Here is a 15221-nt window from a genome sequence, read left to right on the forward strand (position 1 = left end):
CTGTCCCGAAATATCCTGGGGGTCCGGGGGCAAAGCCCCCGGCGGCCCGCCTCAGCGCACCTGCATCCGGTCAAGCCGCAGTTGTGCCGCGCGCCGATGCCCTTCCAGCCCCTCGCTCGCCGCCTGCCGCGCCGCCGGAGGGGCCACTGCCTTGACGCCTTCCTCGGTCAGCCACTGGTGCGTCGCGATCTTGACATAAGCCCCGACCCAAAGCCCCCCGGTATAGCGCCCCGCCGCCATCGTCGGCAGGGTATGGTTCGTCCCCGAACACTTGTCCGAATAGACGACCGAGGCCAGCTCCCCGATGAACAGCGACCCGTAATTGGTCAACTTCTTCGCCATCTCATGCGGATCGCGGGTGTGGACCTGCAGATGCTCCGCCGCGATGAAATCCGAATAGGCGATCATCGCCGCCTCATCCTCACAGACGGCGACCTCCCCGTAATCGCGCCACGCCGGTGCCGCGACCGAGGCTGTCGAAAGCCCTTCCAACTGCCGCTCCACTTCCGCCACCACCGCCTCGGCCAGCGCCCGGTCGGTGGTGATCAACCCCACCCGTGTCCGCACGTCGTGCTCGGCCTGTGCCAGCAAATCCGTCGCGATCATCTCCGCGTCGCCGGTCTCGTCGGCCAGAATGTAGATCTCCGACGGCCCCGCCAGCTGGTCGATCCCCACCGGCCCGAACACCTGCCGCTTCGCCTCGTTCACAAAGGCATTGCCCGGCCCCATGATCTTCATCACCGCCGGCACCGATTCCGTGCCGTAAGCCATCGCCGCAATCGCCTGCGCTCCGCCAATTCGGAACACCCGGTCCGCGCCCGACAGGTGGCACCCCGCCACCATCGCCTGATGCGCGTTCGGCGGCAGGCAGGCAATCACCTCGGCCACCCCCGCCACCTTGGCCGGCACGATCGTCATGATCGGCGCCGACAACAACGGGAAACGCCCGCCCGGCACATAACACCCCACCCGGGAAATCGGGATCACCCGATGCCCCATGTGAACCCCCGGCAGCGCCTCCGTCTCCAAGGGCAGGATCGTCGCCAGCTGCGCCTCGGCAAAACGCCGCACGTTGGCGATGGCAAACTCGGTATCCTTGCGGGTCTGAGGGTCCAGCGCCGCGACCGCAGCCTCGCGCTCGGCCATGCTGATTTCCAGCGCCCCGACCTCGGCCTTGTCGAACCGCAGCGAATAATCCCGCACCGCCGCATCGCCGCGCGCCTTCACATCCGCCAGCACCCCCGCCACCAGATCTGCCACCGGCTTGTTGTCATTCTCCGCACTCCGCCCGGGGGACTTGACCCAGCTGACTTTTGTGGAAGGATAGGCTTCGGACGTGGCGGACATGGTTTCTCCTTTCGGCCCTGCGGCCGGGCTTGTACATGGCTCTATGTAGCCCACATTGCATACGTCTGCAAACATTTCCTGCCTGCGTTTACTGGCCACCAACACACCACGCACAATTCAACTCTGAAATCTGCGGAGTTGGCGCTTGCCATTGCCAACCCCGATGTTCTATCAATATTGCAAACGTATTCAAACGAGGCTCCCATGGCGATCACCTGGCTCAAGCGCGGCAAGCCCGAAGCGGAACGCGCGGCGGATGATGCCCAGGTCCGCGCCACCGTCGAAGGCGTTCTGGCCGACATTTCCGCCCGTGGCGATGCCGCCGTGCGCGACCTTTCGATCAAGTTCGACCGCTACGATCCCCCGTCCTTCCGCCTTGCCCCTTCGGAAATCGAAGCCGCCATCCAGAAGGTTGCCCCTCGCGACATTGAAGACATTCGCTTCGCCCAAACCCAGATCGGCCGCTTTGCCGAAGCCCAGCGCGCCTCGATGACGGACGTCGAAGTTGAAACCCTCCCCGGCGTCATCCTCGGCCACCGCAACATCCCCGTCCAGTCCGTCGGCTGCTACGTGCCGGGCGGCAAGTTCCCGATGGTCGCCTCCGCCCACATGTCCGTCCTCACCGCCGCCGTCGCAGGCGTGCCCCGCATCATCGCCTCCGCGCCCCCCGTGAACGGCGCGCCCCACCCCGCCATCGTCGCGGCCATGCACATGGGCGGTGCGCATGAAATCTACGTCCTGGGCGGGATGCAGGCCGTCGGCGCAATGGCGATCGGCACCGAAACCATCCGTCCCGTCGACATGCTCGTCGGCCCCGGCAACGCCTATGTCGCCGAAGCCAAGCGCCAGCTTTACGGCCGCGTCGGCATCGACCTCTTCGCCGGCCCGACCGAAACGATGGTCATCGCCGACGACACGGTGGATGCCGAACTTTGCGCCACAGACCTCCTCGGTCAGGCCGAACACGGCTACAACTCCCCCGCCATCCTCGTCACCACGTCGCGCAAACTGGCCGAAGCCACCCTGACGGAAATCGACCGCCTGCTGCAGATCCTGCCCACAGCCGCCACCGCCGCCGTCTCGTGGCGCGACTACGGCGAGGTGATCCTCTGCGACACCCATGACGAGGCGCTGGCCACCGCCAACCACATCGCCTCCGAACATGTGCAGGTGATGACCGACCGCGACGACTGGTATCTTCAGAACATGCACAGCTACGGCGCGCTCTTCCTCGGCCCGCGCACCAACGTCGCCAACGGCGACAAGGTGATCGGCACCAACCACACCCTGCCCACTAGAAAGGCCGGGCGCTACACCGGCGGCCTCTGGGTCGGCAAGTTCCTCAAGACCCACAGCTACCAGCGCGTCACCACCGACGCCGCCGCCGCGATGATCGGCGAATACGGCTCGCGTCTGTGCATGCTCGAAGGCTTCGTCGGCCACGCCGAACAGTGCAACATCCGTGTCCGGCGTTATGGTGGCCGCAACGTCCCCTATGGAACCGCCGCCGAATGACCCTGCCCCGCACCCCCTCCTTCCGCCTCGACGACCGCCGCGCGCTGGTTGCGGGCGCCTCCTCCGGCATCGGCGCCGCCGCCGCCGTGGCACTGGCGGAACAAGGCGCCCACGTCACCCTCTGCGCCCGGCGCGAAACCGAACTCGCCGCGCTTGCGGCCGAGATGACAGCCAATGGCATGCAGGCTGACATCCTGCCCCTCGACATCACCGATGTCGACGCCACCGAAGCGGCGCTGGCCCACCTTCCCGCCTTCGACATTCTGGTGAACTCTGCCGGCATGGCACGCCATTCGCCCGCCACCGAAACCACGCCGCACGACTTTGACGCAGCCACCGCGCTCAACTTCCGCGCGGCCTACTTCCTCACCCGCACCGTCGCCGCCCGCCTGATCGCCGAGGGCAGACCCGGCAGCCTGATCAACATCACCAGCCAGATGGCCCATGTCGGCGGCATCGACCGTGCGGTCTATTCCGCCACCAAACACGCCGTCGAAGGCATGACCAAATCAATGGCCATCGAATGGGGGCCACACGGCATCCGCGTCAACACCATCGCCCCCACCTTCATCCGCACCGCCCTTACCGCCGCCACCTTCGCCAACCCTGAACGCGCCGCCTGGATCGCCTCCAAGATCAAGCTGAACCGCGTGGGCGAGGTCGAAGACATCATGGGCGCCGTCGCCTTCCTCGCCTCCGACGCTGCCGCCCTCATCACCGGAACCTCACTCATCGTCGATGGCGGCTGGACCGCCGACTGAAAGGAAGACCCATGACCCCCGCAGAAATGGAAAGCCGCATCGTCCGCTACGGCGACCTGCGCCCCTGCAAGACCGCCTTCATCGACGCGCATACGCCCGGCTCCGACCGCAAGGAAAACTTCACCATCATCGGCGGCGGCGTGTCCGAATCCCCCGATCAGCACGTCCACATCGTCGACACCCCCGGCTTCAACATCGGCGCCGCAGGCCAGCCCCCCGGCTGCCGCAACTCGCTCCACACTCACCGCACCGCCGAAGTGTTCTTCGTCCTGAAAGGCCGCTGGCGGTTCTTCTGGGGCCGCTGGGGCACGGCGGGCGAATTCATCGCGGAAGAAGGTGACATCTTCAACATCCCGACCGGAATCTTCCGCGCCTTTGAAAACGTCGGCACCGATTACGGAATGATCATGGCGATCCTCGGCGGCGACGATGCCGGGGGCGGCGTGGTCTGGGCGCCGCAGGTCATCACCGACGCCAAGGATTACGGCCTGATCCTTGGCCGCAACGGCAAGCTTTACGACACCAAGAAAGGCCAGTCCCTGCCCGAAGGCGTCCCGCCAATGCCGCTCCTGACGGATGAGGAACTCAAAGCCTTCCCCGAACCCACCACCGCCGACGTGATCCCTACTTGCGTCGCCCGCTACTGGGATCTGATGGCGCTTTCCGACCACCAGCCCGCATCGGTGATCGGCGCCAACGGCAAACTGCGCGACCGTCCGGGTTTCGAGGTCGACTTCCTGTCGCGAAATTCCATCCCCGACACGCCCTATACGCTCACGAAGCACGAGGTGCTGATGCCGATGCGCGGCCACTGGCGTCTCACGTGGTCCGAAGGCTCCACCGTCCTTAACCCCGGCGACACGGCGGCGATCCCGCCCGGTCTGGAACACAGCCTCGCACCCTCGATGACCGGCGAAGCAAGCCTTTACCGCATCGTCGCCACCGATGATCCCGCAGGCCCGACCGGTCGCCTTTTGTAAGGTCGCCTGCCATACAGGTGCCATACGCTTGCCAGACGCAAACTAGACGAGGTTTTGATGCCCATTCTCGCCACCCATGTCGGCTCCCTCCCCCGCTCGCTACAGGTGGTGGACTTCATCTTCGCCCGCGAACGCAAAGAACCCTACGACCCCGCCGCCTTCGATGCCTGCATGACGGCAGCGGTGCGTGAAAACGTCCGCCGCCAGAAGGCCGCGGGCATCGACATCGTGTCAGATGGCGAGGCATCGAAGATCAGCTACGCCACCTACGTCAAGGACCGCTACACAGGCTTTGACGGCGACAGCCCAAGAAACCCGCCCGCCGACCTGAAGCTCTTTCCCAGCTTCCTCGAACGGCTGGCAAAAGACGGTGGAAGCCCTCGCTACGCCCGCCCCCAATGCGTGGGCCCAGTGGTCTCAAAGGGTCAGGGAGAGCTGCAAAAAGACATCGCAAACCTCACCTCCGCGATGGCCGCCGAAGGCGTAGGGCGCGGCTTCATGAACGCTGCAAGCCCCGGAGTTATCAGCCTTTTCCTGCAAAACGTGCACTACCCCACGCGCGAGGAATACCTCTTCGCGCTGGCCGATGCGATGCGCGACGAATACCGCACCATCCTTGATGCAGGCCTCGATCTGCAGCTTGATTGCCCCGACCTCGCGCTCTCGCGCCACATGCTCTTTACCCACCTGACGGACGACGAATTCCTGCGCACCGCAGCCACCCACGTCGAGGCCCTGCGCCACGCCCTGCAAGGCCTGCCGCAAGACCGCATCCGCCTGCATATCTGCTGGGGCAACTACGAAGGTCCGCATGTCTGCGACATCGACATGGCCAAGGTCTTCCCACTGTTGATGAGCGTCCCCGCCCGCTATGTCCTGTTTGAAACCGCAAACCCCCGCCACGGCCACGAATGGACCGTCTTCCGCGATCGCGCGACCGAAATCCCGGACGACAAGATTCTGATCCCCGGCGCCGTCGACACCACCACGAACTTCGTCGAACACCCTGATCTTGTTGCACAAAGACTGGAACGATTTACCTCGATCCTCGGCACCGAACGGGTGATCGCAGGCTCCGATTGCGGCTTTGGCACCTTCGCGGGCTTCGGCGCGGTCGATCCCGAAATCGCCTGGGCCAAGCTTGCCACGCTGTCCGAAGGCGCGCGCCGGGTCGGATGACACCCCTCGTCCTGATCCCCGGCATGATGTGCGACGCCCGCATGTGGGGCGGCATCGACGCCACCCTCGGCGTGCCGGTGATTCACCACCTGCCCACTGACGCCGACAGCATGCCCGCCCTCGCCACGCTTTTCCTGCGCGACGCCCCGCCCCGCTTCGCGCTGGCCGGTCTTTCCCTCGGCGGCATCCTCGCGATGGAAATCCTGCGCCAAGCCCCCGCCCGCATCACCCGCCTCGCCCTTCTCGACACCAACCCCCGCGCAGAGGCGCCCGAGGCCCAGGCCCGCCGCACCCCCCAGATCGCCCGCGCTCATGCAGGCGACCTCGAAGGCGTGATGCGTGACGATATGAAGCCGAACTACCTCGCTCCCGGCCCGCGCAAGATCGAAATCCTCAATCTTTGCATGGACATGGCTATGTCACTTGGCCCCGAAACCTTCGCCCGCCAATCCCGCGCCCTGCGCGACCGCCCTGACCAGCAGGCCACACTCGCCGCCTACAAAGGCCCCGCCCTCATCCTGATGGGCGCCGAAGACCGGCTTTGCCCCCTCGACCGCCACCAACTCATGCACGAACTCATGCCACAAGCCCATCTGCAAATCATCCCCGGCGCGGCCCACCTGCCGCCCCTCGAACGCCCGACCGAGACCGCCGCCGCCCTGCGCGACTGGCTTGCCTGAAGGACCGCCCATGCCGATCACCGACCTCAAATCCCACTTCACCCAAGGCGGCACCGCGATCAACGGCTGGTGTGCCGTTCCCTCTCCCGTCACTGCCGAAATCATCGGCCGCGCCGGGTTCGACATGGTCACCGTCGACCTGCAGCACGGCCTGATCGACTACCAGATGGCGCTGACCATGTGTCAGGTCCTGCAAGGCCTGCCCGCCCCGGTCATCGCGCGGGTGCCGTGGAACGAACCCGGGATCCTCATGAAATGCCTCGACGCGGGCTTTGCCGGCGTGATCTGCCCGATGGTCAACACCGCCGATGACGCCCGCCGTCTGGTCCAGGCCTCCCGCTACGCGCCGATGGGCGGGCGGTCGTTCGGCCCGACGCGCGCGAACCTTGTCCATGGTGCCAGCTACGCCAAAGGCGCCAACGCCTCGGTCCTTGTGCTGGCCATGATCGAAACGCGCGAGGCGTTGCAAAACCTCGACGAGATCCTCGCCGTCGAAGGTATTGACGGGGTCTACGTCGGCCCCTCAGACCTTGGCCTGTCGCTTGGCTATGAACCCACCCTCGAACCCACCGCGGTCGAGGTCCTTTCCGCCATCACCGACATCGTCACCCGCACCCGAGCCGCCAACCGGATAGCCGGAGTCCACACCGGATCACCCGCAATGGTCGCGCGGATGCTTGCCCAAGGCTTCCATTTCGCCTCGCTTCTGACCGACATGCGTATCTTTGTGAACGCCGTTGGCTCCCAGCTTGCCGCCGCGCGTGACGACGGTTTCAAGGCCGTGCAAGGCTACTGACGGGTCAGGTTTGCAGCACGTAAACGCCGGGGGCTGGCTCCGCCGGGGGAAATCCAGCCTCGGCGGCACCCATCGCCGGGGGTGGCACCAGATCGCCACTGTGCGCCGACAACCAGTCCGACCATTCGGTCCACCATGATCCGGGCTTCGGCTCGGTCGCGGCAAGCCACCCGTCGGGGCCGATGTAATGCGAGGCGGGCGCGCGACGGCCGATGCGGTAATGCCGGTTGGGGTGGCCCGGCTCGGACAGGATACCGCCATTGTGGCCACCTTTTGTCAGCACAAAAGTCAGGTCGCAATTGGTGAACAGCGCAGTCTTGTATGTCGACCGCCAGGGCGCGATGTGATCGGTCTCGGTTCCAACCACGAACATTGGAACGTCGATGTCCTTCAGCGCGATAACGCGGCCCTCCACGGCAAACCGGCCCGCCGTGATGCGATTTTCCAGAAAGATCCCCCGCAGATACTCCGAATGCATCCGCGCCGGCATCCGCGTGGTATCACTGACCCAGATCGCCATGTCGGTCGGCAGATCGGGTTCATCAAGGTAATACCGTCGCACCGCGCGCGACCAGATCAGGTCTTCCGACCGGATCGCGGCAAAGGCACCCGACATCTGCGGCCGGTCCAGATAGCCTTGCGCCCACATCATGTCTTCCAGAAACGCCACCTGACTTTCGTCAAGGAAAATCAGCAACTCCCCCGCTTCGGCAAAGTCGACCTGCGCTGCCATCAGTGTGACCGAGGCCAGCCGATCATCCTGATCGCGCGCCATCGCTGCGGCCGCGATGGCAAGCAGCGTGCCGCCAAGACAATAGCCGTTGGCATGCACCTTCTGGCCCGGGACGATGGCGTTTATCACCTCCAGCGCCTGCAAGATCCCCTGCTTGCGGTAATCCTCCAGCGACAGATCGGCCTGATCGGCACCGGGATTGCACCACGAGATGCAAAACACCGTATAGCCCTGCCCGACCAGCCACCGGATGAACGAATTCTCGGGCGACAGATCAAGGATGTAATACTTCATGATCCAGGCCGGCACGATCAGCACCGGCTCGGCCCGCACCTTGTCGGTGCTGGGGGAATACTGGATCAGTTCCATCAGGTCGTTGCGGTAGACAACGGTTCCCTTGGTCGAGGCCAGCACCCGGCCAAGCGCGAACTCATCGGGCACCGGCCGGTGTTCCTGCGCCAGCACATGCAGCGCATCGTCGATGAAATGCGCGGCCCCTTCCATAAGGTTCTTCCCACCGGTCTGGCGCGTCTTTTCGATGATCTCGGGGTTGCCCAATGGAAAGTTCGACGGCGACACCGTGTCCAGAAGCTGCCGCATCATGAACCCGGTCCGCTGCGCGTTCTGCAGCCGCAGGCCCCTCAGGCCGGACGTGGCGGTATGCCACCAGTCCTGAACCGCAAGAAAGCCCTGCTGCCAATGCGTGAAGGGCACCTTGTCCCACCCTGCATGTGACCAGCGCGTGTCATAGGGGCCGGGATGGAAGGGCTTTGCCGCGGTTGGGTCCTTCAGCCTCGCAATGGAATACTGCATCAGTTTCAGCCAGTCGGCCTGCGCCCGTTCCAACAGTTCCATCTGACGGCCCGGCGCGCGTGACAGATGCATCGCCCAGTCGCTCCAGGCATCGATCATCGCGTGCGGTGACAGTCCGGCGGTCAGCCGCGCAAGGCTGGCCATCGCGCCACGGTCCAGCGCTGCATGAGGATGCGCTTCGCCCGCCGACGGGATTGGTGCCGACCTATCCGGCGCGCTTACCAACGCGCGTTGTGCCGGCGGTTCAGTCACCGATTCCGGCACCAGACGCGGCGATTGACGGACGGGTTTGCGGGTCATGCTGCAACCACCTCCTGAGGTCTAAGCGGCGGGAACTCGGCCGGGGTGATCGTCTCGCGCTCCATCAGCAGGGCCGCGCCTGCGGCAAGATCGGCATGGCAGGTCTTCAACAGCGCCGTCGCCCGCTGCAGGGCCATATCCAAAAGGCCCCGGATGGCCAGATCGACCTCGCGCGCGGTGGCCTCGGAATGGTCGCGCGGGGTGAATGTGACGCGGTCCTCGCCCAGAAAGCCCCCGCGATCCTGTTCCAGCACAGCCTGACCAACGGTCGTGTCCATGCCGAACCGCGTGACGATCTGGCGGGCGATATCGGTGGCGCGGACCAAATCGTCGGCCGCACCGGTAGAGACCTCGGCAAAGCGGATCTGTTCGGCCGCCCGCCCCGCCAGAAGCATGACGATGCGGTTTTCCAGTTCCGACCGCGTGATCACGAAACGGTCCTCGGTGGGACGGGTCATCGTATAGCCAAGCGCGCCGATGGTGCGGGGAATGATCGACACTTTGTGCACCGGATCGGCACCTGGCAGATGCGCTGCGGCAAGGGCATGGCCCATCTCGTGCCACGCGACCGTCTCGCGTTCGCGCGCGTTCAGCAAGCGACCCTTGCGTTCCATTCCCGCCACCACGCGTTCCAGTGCGGCGGTGATATCGTCCATCCCGACCACCGTGGCACCGCGCCGTGTCGCATGGATTGCCGCCTCGTTCACCAGGTTGGCCAGTTCCGCCCCGGTGAAGCCCGGCGTCAGCCCGGCGACCTCATCCACATTCAGCGCAGGGTCCACCGCCACCTTGCGCAAATGCACGCGCAAGATCGCGGCGCGCCCGGTCTTGTCGGGACGGTCCACCACCACCTGCCGGTCAAAACGCCCCGCCCGCATCAGCGCAGGGTCAAGGATTTCAGGCCGGTTGGTCGCGGCCAGAAGCACGATCCCCTCGCGCGGGTCAAACCCGTCCAGCTCGGCCAGCAGCTGGTTCAGCGTCTGCTCCTTCTCGTCATGTCCACCACCAAAGCCACCGATCCCGCGACGGCGGCCAAGCGCATCCAGCTCGTCGATGAAGATGATGCAGGGGGCTGCCTTGCGCGCCTGATCGAACAGATCGCGCACGCGGGCGGCACCGACCCCCACGAACATCTCGACGAACTCGCTGCCCGAGATCGAAAAGAACGGCACCCCGGCCTCTCCCGCGATGGCTCGGGCGAACAGCGTCTTGCCGGTCCCCGGCGGGCCGGTCAGCAGGATGCCTTTCGGGATATGCGCCCCAAGCCGACCGAACTTCTTTGGTTCTTTCAGAAAATCGACGATTTCCTTCAATTCGGCCTTCGCCTCGTCAACGCCGGCCACATCCTCGAAGGTCACGCCGGTATCCCGCTCGACATAGACTTTGGCGCGCGACTTCCCGACACTCATCATCCCGCCCATGCCCTGCTTGTCGATCACTCCGCGCAGGAAATAATTCCACAGCGCAAAGATCAGCAGCATCGGCACCACCCAGGACAGGATGGCGCTGATGAAGGTGTTCTGCACCGTGCCGTCGAATTCCACTTTCGACTTTTCCAGCCGGGCGGTCAGGTCCGGCGGCACGACGTTGGTGACGAAATTGGTGTGCCCGTTGACCGGCTCACGGTAGCGGCCGTCGATTCCTTCCGCCCGGACCGTGACCGAAGCGATGCGCCCCGACTCCAGATGTTCAAGGAATACGCTGTAAGGAATGCGCTCGGTGACCGAAGCCTGCGACCACCACTCCTGCAGCAGAAGCAGGCCGATGAAGGCCGCCACGAAGTACCACAGGTGGATTTGCTGTTTTCGGTCCATGTCCCGCTCCCGCCTCGGCGTCGCGCCACCTTTGGACATGTCGGCGTGGCCTGTCCTTGACGCAGGTCATCCTGTGATGAACGCGCTTCACAGCCGCATCGCGCGGTCGCTTGATCGTGATCAATGCGGCGCGTTCCGTTTCCGGTGACAGTCGCCGCGTTCGACTCCGTCACCAACGAATGGAAACCAGCGCGATGAAACCGATCCTGCCGCTTGCCCTTTTCCTGATGGCGCTTGCAGTCACAGGCTGTACCGAAAACCAGTATCCGATCAGTGGCGAGACCTGCGGTCCCAAGGACCCGGTCCAGACGCTGCATGCCAACGACTGCACCGTCGCACCCTGAGGCAAGGCGATCATCCGTAAGCGACCGGTCATTGGCACCGGTCGCGCCACAGAAAAGGAAGACAGGAATGCCCGCGAAACCGCCGAAGCCCCAAACCCCGAACGCAGCCGATCCGGCAGGCATCGCCGGAATGGGAATTGCCATGTCGGCCGGCCGCCTGGCCGCGCAGGCCTGGATGGATTTCGGGGCCGAGGCTGTCCGCTTTGCCTGGGACCGCCTGCAACAGGACATCAAGACCCAGCAAGCGATGCTGTCCTGCACCTCACTGGATCAGGTCCGCGCCGTTCAGGCCGATTACATGACCGCCACGCAGACTCAGTACGCAGCCGAAGCGCGCAAGCTGCTGGAGATGTTGCAGCAGGCCACAGCTTCCGGGCTGACCGTGGCGTCAAAGGCACGTCGCTACGATGATGTGCCGCTTTAGCCAGTCTGGCGGGGTGGCCAATCGCCACCCGGACCTTCGCCACTGAACCACGTCTTCGCAAACGCGCGGACGATCGGCAGTTCGCCCGTCAAAGCGCTCTGCGATGCGGGCTTTCCTCGAACGTCAGATCATCACCCGACGCATCGACCAGCGCCTCTTCATCCAAAATCTCCAAATGATAGGGATCGACCATCCGCAACACGCCCTTGGCTTCCAACTCGCGGAAGGCCCGGCTCAGGGTCTCTGGCCGCGCACCCAGATAATGCGCAAGATCCTTGCGCGCCAACGGCACATGCACCAAGGCCGGGCCGACAACCCGTCGGAACCTTGACCGTCGTGCCAGAACATTCAGGAAAGCGGCAAGGCGGTTCACCGCCTTGCGGCCACTGATCAACAGCAACCATTCCCGCGCGGCATCGACCTCGTCCAGCAGGTGAACCAGAAACAGCCGCTCCGCTTCGGGGTTGTTTCGCAGTTCCGCCTCGAAACTCACGCGCGGAAAGGACAGGATTCGCGCAGCTGACAACGACTCGATCCGATAACTTGAAGGCCCGTCGAAGAGACGCCCGTAGATGTCGGTCGGGACCAGCAGCCCGACGATGTGCTTTCGCCCATCCTCAAGACTCTGGACCATGGCAAGCGTGCCATCCAGCACATAGCCCACATCACTGGACTGGGTGCCGCGTTCAACGATTGTTTCCCCGGCGGCCACGTCATGAAACGTGGCTTGCAACAGAAGCCTCTCTGACACTTCGGGCGGCAAAGCCCTGAGAAGCTTCTCCAACAGACCATTGCCCTGTGTTGCCAAGGCCTTCAGCGCGTGCGCCGTCGTCATCTGATCTGTCATCTGGCAAACCCCCGTTACCAACTATGCTGCAGGAAGAATCCTGCCACAGGCCCACACTATCAAATAAACGCATTTGTCGCGACGAAGTTGACAATGATCAATGCAACGCCTTTCCGCCCGTTCCACGTTGGTCGCGCAACGAGATCGAGTCGTTGTGCCGGAATCCTGCGCCTTTTCACAGCCGCCAGATCTTAAAGGTCGTGCCGCCGGTGCCGGGGTGACAGGACGTAGCTTGGGGGAAGTTCATGAATCAGTTCACTTCGGTGGCACCGGTGACAAACGGGCATGCCATCATGGCCGCAGTAGAGACCGCCCGAAAGCCCGAACCCTTGAGATGCAGCTTGCCCTTTGGCCGGGCAATGATCTGCGGTGCGGCACGCTACCGCGAAGACCGCGCCCCGGACGACAAGGTGCTGGCAGGTGACGCACCCGGTCAGCATGTGTGGTTCATCAGATCGGGGATCCTGCGTCTGCAACGCCACGCCTATGACGGGCATCGCCAGATCCTGTCCCTGTTCTTTCCCGGAGAGATCGTCGGCTTTGATGGCGAATTCCGCGGCGAAGTCAGCGTCGAAGCGGCCACTCAAAGCAGCCTCTGCCGGATTGACCGGCGCAAGTTCGAAACTCTGGTCACCGAAAACGACGCATTGCGGGCCGACTTCTTTCGTCAAAAGCAGGATCAGCTTGACCGGCTCCATTGGCTGACCTGGTCGCTTGGTGCCCTTGGGCCGGAAGAACGGCTCTGCGCGTTTTTGGCGCTGTCCACCAGGTTCATGCCGTTTCAGCCGCTACCTGACGGCACCGGGGTGCTTTCGGTCGAACTGCCCAGAAAGGACATCGCAGACCTGCTTGGAACCACGGTCGAATCAATCAGCCGGATCGTTCACAGGCTTGACGAGGCGGGTATCATCGAGATCAGGGACCCGGCGCATTTCCGGCTGCTTGACCTCCCCGGTCTGGTTGCCCGCGGGCAGATCGACGGGCTGTTCGACAGGATGACCACCGGATTGGCGATCCGCCGCCACCAGATCGAAAGCCTTGTCGCCCCGGATTCCGCCGATCCTATCTGCTTTTGCGGCCGATGAACGGGGCCGTTGACGCCGGTCAATGATCGAAAGGCCGGCTTTGCTATCAATGTTTCAGTCTGATCGACCTTACCAGGAGGATTTGAAAATGACCAAGACCGAGATCGAAGTGAAACGCGAGCCTTCCCGTGCCGTCGGCACTCCGGTGCCGGATTGGGAACCGATCCGCGCGCTCCGCCAGCAGATCGACCGCCTGTTTTCCGATGTCGACTGGCCCGACCTGCGCCTTGCGTGGCCCCACAAGGCGCTCGCCTTGCCGGAACTCGGCATCGCAAGCCCGCCGGTTGACCTTGTCGAACGCAATGGCGGATACGAGCTCCAGGTCGAACTGCCGGGGCTGACCGAGAAACAGATCGAGGTGAAGCTGTCCAACGGCATGGTAACGATCAAGGGCGAAAAGTCCTCGGAACGCGTCGAGGACGAAGGCGACTATCACCTGCGCGAACGCAGCTACGGGTCGTTCCAGCGGTCGTTCCGGGTGCCGGAAACCGTTGATGCCGACAAGATCTCGGCGCAGTTCGACAAGGGCGTTCTGAAGGTCACGATGCCCAAGTCTCCCGCCGCGATCCAGAAGGAACGCAAGATCGAGGTTAAAGCGGCCTAGGGTCCCCCCTGTCCTGTCCCTGGCAGTCCAAGGCCGCTTTCAAGGGCCGCGCTCGTCGCGGCCCTTGTCTTTTCCCGGGTTCCGCCCGTGTCGATGCTCAGGTTTCCGTGCCGAACGCCCATGCGGGGTCATGCACAACGTCCGGCTTGGTTAATCAAAGGAATGGTGGTGCCCGCAGCCGGAAGTGAATCGGCCTGTCCCGGTGCTTCAGGCAGCATCCTGCGGCGGCGCAGAGGCCGTGGTCAGCCGCTCCATCTGCGCGGGACCCGGTGTGATCTACGAGACCGCTTTGCAAAGTTGGCCCTTGCCGGAACCTGCGGGAGCAAGGGCCGGACCAATCGTGCGGCAAGATAATCGTCAGTCGGAGACTTCTGAACGCTTCGGGCGTTAGTGCAGCTTGCCGGACATATCGATAGCGACGCAGACACATTCGACGCCGTCCAAATCGAGAAGCGGCCCAACCGGTTCACATTCAAGGCCAACCCTGCGACCCAATCGGCGGGAGCTTTCGGGGATGAGGCCGAGTACTTGCGTAGCGCCGACGGCGCGGGCCGAGACCACCATTTCATGGCGTAACTGCAACTGGACCCGCAGGCGCATGTTCGCAGGCACCGTGTCGGAAACGAACACCCGGCTGCTTTCCCAAACATGACCAGCAACCGGAGCTTCAAAATTCAGGAGGTTGGTGGGGATGCTTTCCAGAAGACCCTTCTGCGCGTCGCGGATCATATAGGAATAGATGCCGCACCGATGCGTGGTGGGCGTCAGTCGGATTCCTGCAAGAACCTCGCCGTTTTCATGGACCGCGAGCCAGCGGCTGGCCGGGGTGTCATACTGGTCGAATTCCATCCCATCGGCTTCGGGCAGGCTCCATTTGTTATGCTGGATGAAAGCACGGTGCCGCGCTCGGAACATGTTGGCGAACAACTCCCCGTGCTTATGCAGGTTGTCGTAAGAGAGAGTCGTCACTTCCATTTCATCGTCTCTTTCTGAACCCAG

Annotated in this window: 15 protein-coding genes; 10 read left to right on the forward strand and 5 right to left on the reverse strand. The window is 63.9% G+C overall.

Annotated features, from left to right (window positions below):
- Positions 1-51: 51 nt before the first annotated feature.
- The gene (gene hisD, locus ACROUL_RS16560; RefSeq protein WP_431300550.1) at positions 52-1347 is read right to left on the reverse strand and encodes a histidinol dehydrogenase; all 1296 of its coding nucleotides are present in this window, start codon (positions 1345-1347) and stop codon (positions 52-54) included.
- A 204-nt stretch (positions 1348-1551) separates the two neighbouring features.
- Between hisD (ACROUL_RS16560) and hisD (ACROUL_RS16565) the strand changes: the two genes are divergently transcribed.
- The 6 genes from hisD (ACROUL_RS16565) to ACROUL_RS16590 are packed head-to-tail and all read left to right on the forward strand — an operon-like array spanning position 1552 to position 7258.
- Positions 1552-2862, forward strand: coding sequence for a histidinol dehydrogenase (gene hisD, locus ACROUL_RS16565; protein WP_431300551.1), 1311 nt, complete (start codon positions 1552-1554; stop codon positions 2860-2862).
- Positions 2859-3623: an SDR family NAD(P)-dependent oxidoreductase gene (locus ACROUL_RS16570; RefSeq protein ID WP_431300552.1), complete on the forward strand. Its 765-nt coding sequence runs from the start codon at positions 2859-2861 to the stop codon at positions 3621-3623. Before hisD (ACROUL_RS16565) ends, ACROUL_RS16570 begins: the two co-directional genes overlap by 4 nt.
- Before the next feature lie 11 nt (positions 3624-3634).
- Positions 3635-4603 carry a cupin domain-containing protein gene (locus tag ACROUL_RS16575; RefSeq protein WP_431300553.1) on the forward strand — a complete coding sequence of 323 codons (969 nt, stop codon included), beginning with the start codon at positions 3635-3637 and terminating at the stop codon, positions 4601-4603.
- Positions 4604-4660: 57 nt separating this feature from the next.
- A complete protein-coding gene (locus tag ACROUL_RS16580) occupies positions 4661-5782 on the forward strand; it encodes a cobalamin-independent methionine synthase II family protein (protein ID WP_431300554.1) in 1122 nt (373 codons plus the stop codon).
- A complete protein-coding gene (locus tag ACROUL_RS16585) occupies positions 5779-6462 on the forward strand; it encodes an alpha/beta fold hydrolase (RefSeq protein WP_431300555.1) in 684 nt (227 codons plus the stop codon). The genes ACROUL_RS16580 and ACROUL_RS16585 overlap by 4 nt, the downstream gene beginning before the upstream one ends.
- A gap of 10 nt (positions 6463-6472) precedes the next feature.
- A complete protein-coding gene (locus ACROUL_RS16590) occupies positions 6473-7258 on the forward strand; it encodes an HpcH/HpaI aldolase family protein (protein WP_431300556.1) in 786 nt (261 codons plus the stop codon).
- A gap of 4 nt (positions 7259-7262) precedes the next feature.
- Here ACROUL_RS16590 and ACROUL_RS16595 read toward each other — a convergent pair whose 3' ends face one another.
- Together ACROUL_RS16595 and ftsH are read right to left on the reverse strand one after the other, a co-directional pair.
- Entirely contained in the window at positions 7263-9104 is a 1842-nt protein-coding gene (locus tag ACROUL_RS16595; protein WP_431300557.1) for a PHA/PHB synthase family protein, read from the reverse strand.
- On the reverse strand, positions 9101-10918 hold the full coding sequence (ftsH, locus tag ACROUL_RS16600) for an ATP-dependent zinc metalloprotease FtsH (RefSeq protein ID WP_431300558.1): 1818 nt from the start codon (positions 10916-10918) through the stop codon (positions 9101-9103). The genes ACROUL_RS16595 and ftsH overlap by 4 nt, the downstream gene beginning before the upstream one ends.
- A 194-nt stretch (positions 10919-11112) precedes the next feature.
- Between ftsH and ACROUL_RS16605 the strand changes: the two genes are divergently transcribed.
- Both ACROUL_RS16605 and ACROUL_RS16610 read left to right on the forward strand, forming a co-directional pair.
- The gene (locus ACROUL_RS16605; protein ID WP_431300559.1) at positions 11113-11262 is read left to right on the forward strand and encodes a hypothetical protein; all 150 of its coding nucleotides are present in this window, start codon (positions 11113-11115) and stop codon (positions 11260-11262) included.
- Between the two features lie 67 nt (positions 11263-11329).
- Positions 11330-11686 carry a phasin family protein gene (locus ACROUL_RS16610; protein WP_431300560.1) on the forward strand — a complete coding sequence of 119 codons (357 nt, stop codon included), beginning with the start codon at positions 11330-11332 and terminating at the stop codon, positions 11684-11686.
- A gap of 88 nt (positions 11687-11774) precedes the next feature.
- On the opposite strand, the gene ACROUL_RS16615 is transcribed toward ACROUL_RS16610, so the two are convergent.
- Positions 11775-12533 (reverse strand): Crp/Fnr family transcriptional regulator, encoded by a 759-nt coding sequence (locus tag ACROUL_RS16615; RefSeq protein WP_431300561.1) that lies wholly within the window; start codon positions 12531-12533, stop codon positions 11775-11777.
- 245 nt (positions 12534-12778) lie between these two features.
- Here ACROUL_RS16615 and ACROUL_RS16620 point away from each other — a divergent pair, with 245 nt between their 5' ends.
- The gene (locus ACROUL_RS16620) at positions 12779-13618 is read left to right on the forward strand and encodes a Crp/Fnr family transcriptional regulator (RefSeq protein ID WP_431300562.1); all 840 of its coding nucleotides are present in this window, start codon (positions 12779-12781) and stop codon (positions 13616-13618) included.
- An 88-nt stretch (positions 13619-13706) separates the two neighbouring features.
- On the forward strand, positions 13707-14222 hold the full coding sequence (locus ACROUL_RS16625; protein ID WP_431300563.1) for an Hsp20/alpha crystallin family protein: 516 nt from the start codon (positions 13707-13709) through the stop codon (positions 14220-14222).
- Between the two features lie 387 nt (positions 14223-14609).
- Here the strand turns inward: ACROUL_RS16625 and ACROUL_RS16630 are convergent, their stop codons facing one another.
- Positions 14610-15197 carry an acyl-homoserine-lactone synthase gene (locus tag ACROUL_RS16630; RefSeq protein ID WP_431300564.1) on the reverse strand — a complete coding sequence of 196 codons (588 nt, stop codon included), beginning with the start codon at positions 15195-15197 and terminating at the stop codon, positions 14610-14612.
- Between the last annotated feature and the right edge of the window lie 24 nt (positions 15198-15221).

The sequence above is a fragment of the Tabrizicola sp. BL-A-41-H6 genome (assembly GCF_050632395.1).
GTDB lineage: Bacteria > Pseudomonadota > Alphaproteobacteria > Rhodobacterales > Rhodobacteraceae > JAUYQR01.

Bases quoted from the DNA above. Each gene is read 5' to 3' on its own strand.
- ACROUL_RS16630 (WP_431300564.1), bottom strand. From the start codon at position 15,197: ATGGAAGTGACGACTCTCTCTTACGACAACCTGCATAAGCACGGGGAG.
- ACROUL_RS16570 (WP_431300552.1), top strand. From the start codon at position 2,859: ATGACCCTGCCCCGCACCCCCTCCTTCCGCCTCGACGACCGCCGCGCG.
- ACROUL_RS16575 (WP_431300553.1), top strand. From the start codon at position 3,635: ATGACCCCCGCAGAAATGGAAAGCCGCATCGTCCGCTACGGCGACCTG.
- ACROUL_RS16605 (WP_431300559.1), top strand. From the start codon at position 11,113: ATGAAACCGATCCTGCCGCTTGCCCTTTTCCTGATGGCGCTTGCAGTC.
- ACROUL_RS16595 (WP_431300557.1), bottom strand. From the start codon at position 9,104: ATGACCCGCAAACCCGTCCGTCAATCGCCGCGTCTGGTGCCGGAATCG.
- ACROUL_RS16625 (WP_431300563.1), top strand. From the start codon at position 13,707: ATGACCAAGACCGAGATCGAAGTGAAACGCGAGCCTTCCCGTGCCGTC.
- ACROUL_RS16585 (WP_431300555.1), top strand. From the start codon at position 5,779: ATGACACCCCTCGTCCTGATCCCCGGCATGATGTGCGACGCCCGCATG.
- ACROUL_RS16580 (WP_431300554.1), top strand. From the start codon at position 4,661: ATGCCCATTCTCGCCACCCATGTCGGCTCCCTCCCCCGCTCGCTACAG.
- ACROUL_RS16615 (WP_431300561.1), bottom strand. From the start codon at position 12,533: ATGACAGATCAGATGACGACGGCGCACGCGCTGAAGGCCTTGGCAACA.
- hisD (WP_431300551.1), top strand. From the start codon at position 1,552: ATGGCGATCACCTGGCTCAAGCGCGGCAAGCCCGAAGCGGAACGCGCG.
- ftsH (WP_431300558.1), bottom strand. From the start codon at position 10,918: ATGGACCGAAAACAGCAAATCCACCTGTGGTACTTCGTGGCGGCCTTC.
- ACROUL_RS16590 (WP_431300556.1), top strand. From the start codon at position 6,473: ATGCCGATCACCGACCTCAAATCCCACTTCACCCAAGGCGGCACCGCG.
- ACROUL_RS16610 (WP_431300560.1), top strand. From the start codon at position 11,330: ATGCCCGCGAAACCGCCGAAGCCCCAAACCCCGAACGCAGCCGATCCG.
- ACROUL_RS16620 (WP_431300562.1), top strand. From the start codon at position 12,779: ATGAATCAGTTCACTTCGGTGGCACCGGTGACAAACGGGCATGCCATC.
- hisD (WP_431300550.1), bottom strand. From the start codon at position 1,347: ATGTCCGCCACGTCCGAAGCCTATCCTTCCACAAAAGTCAGCTGGGTC.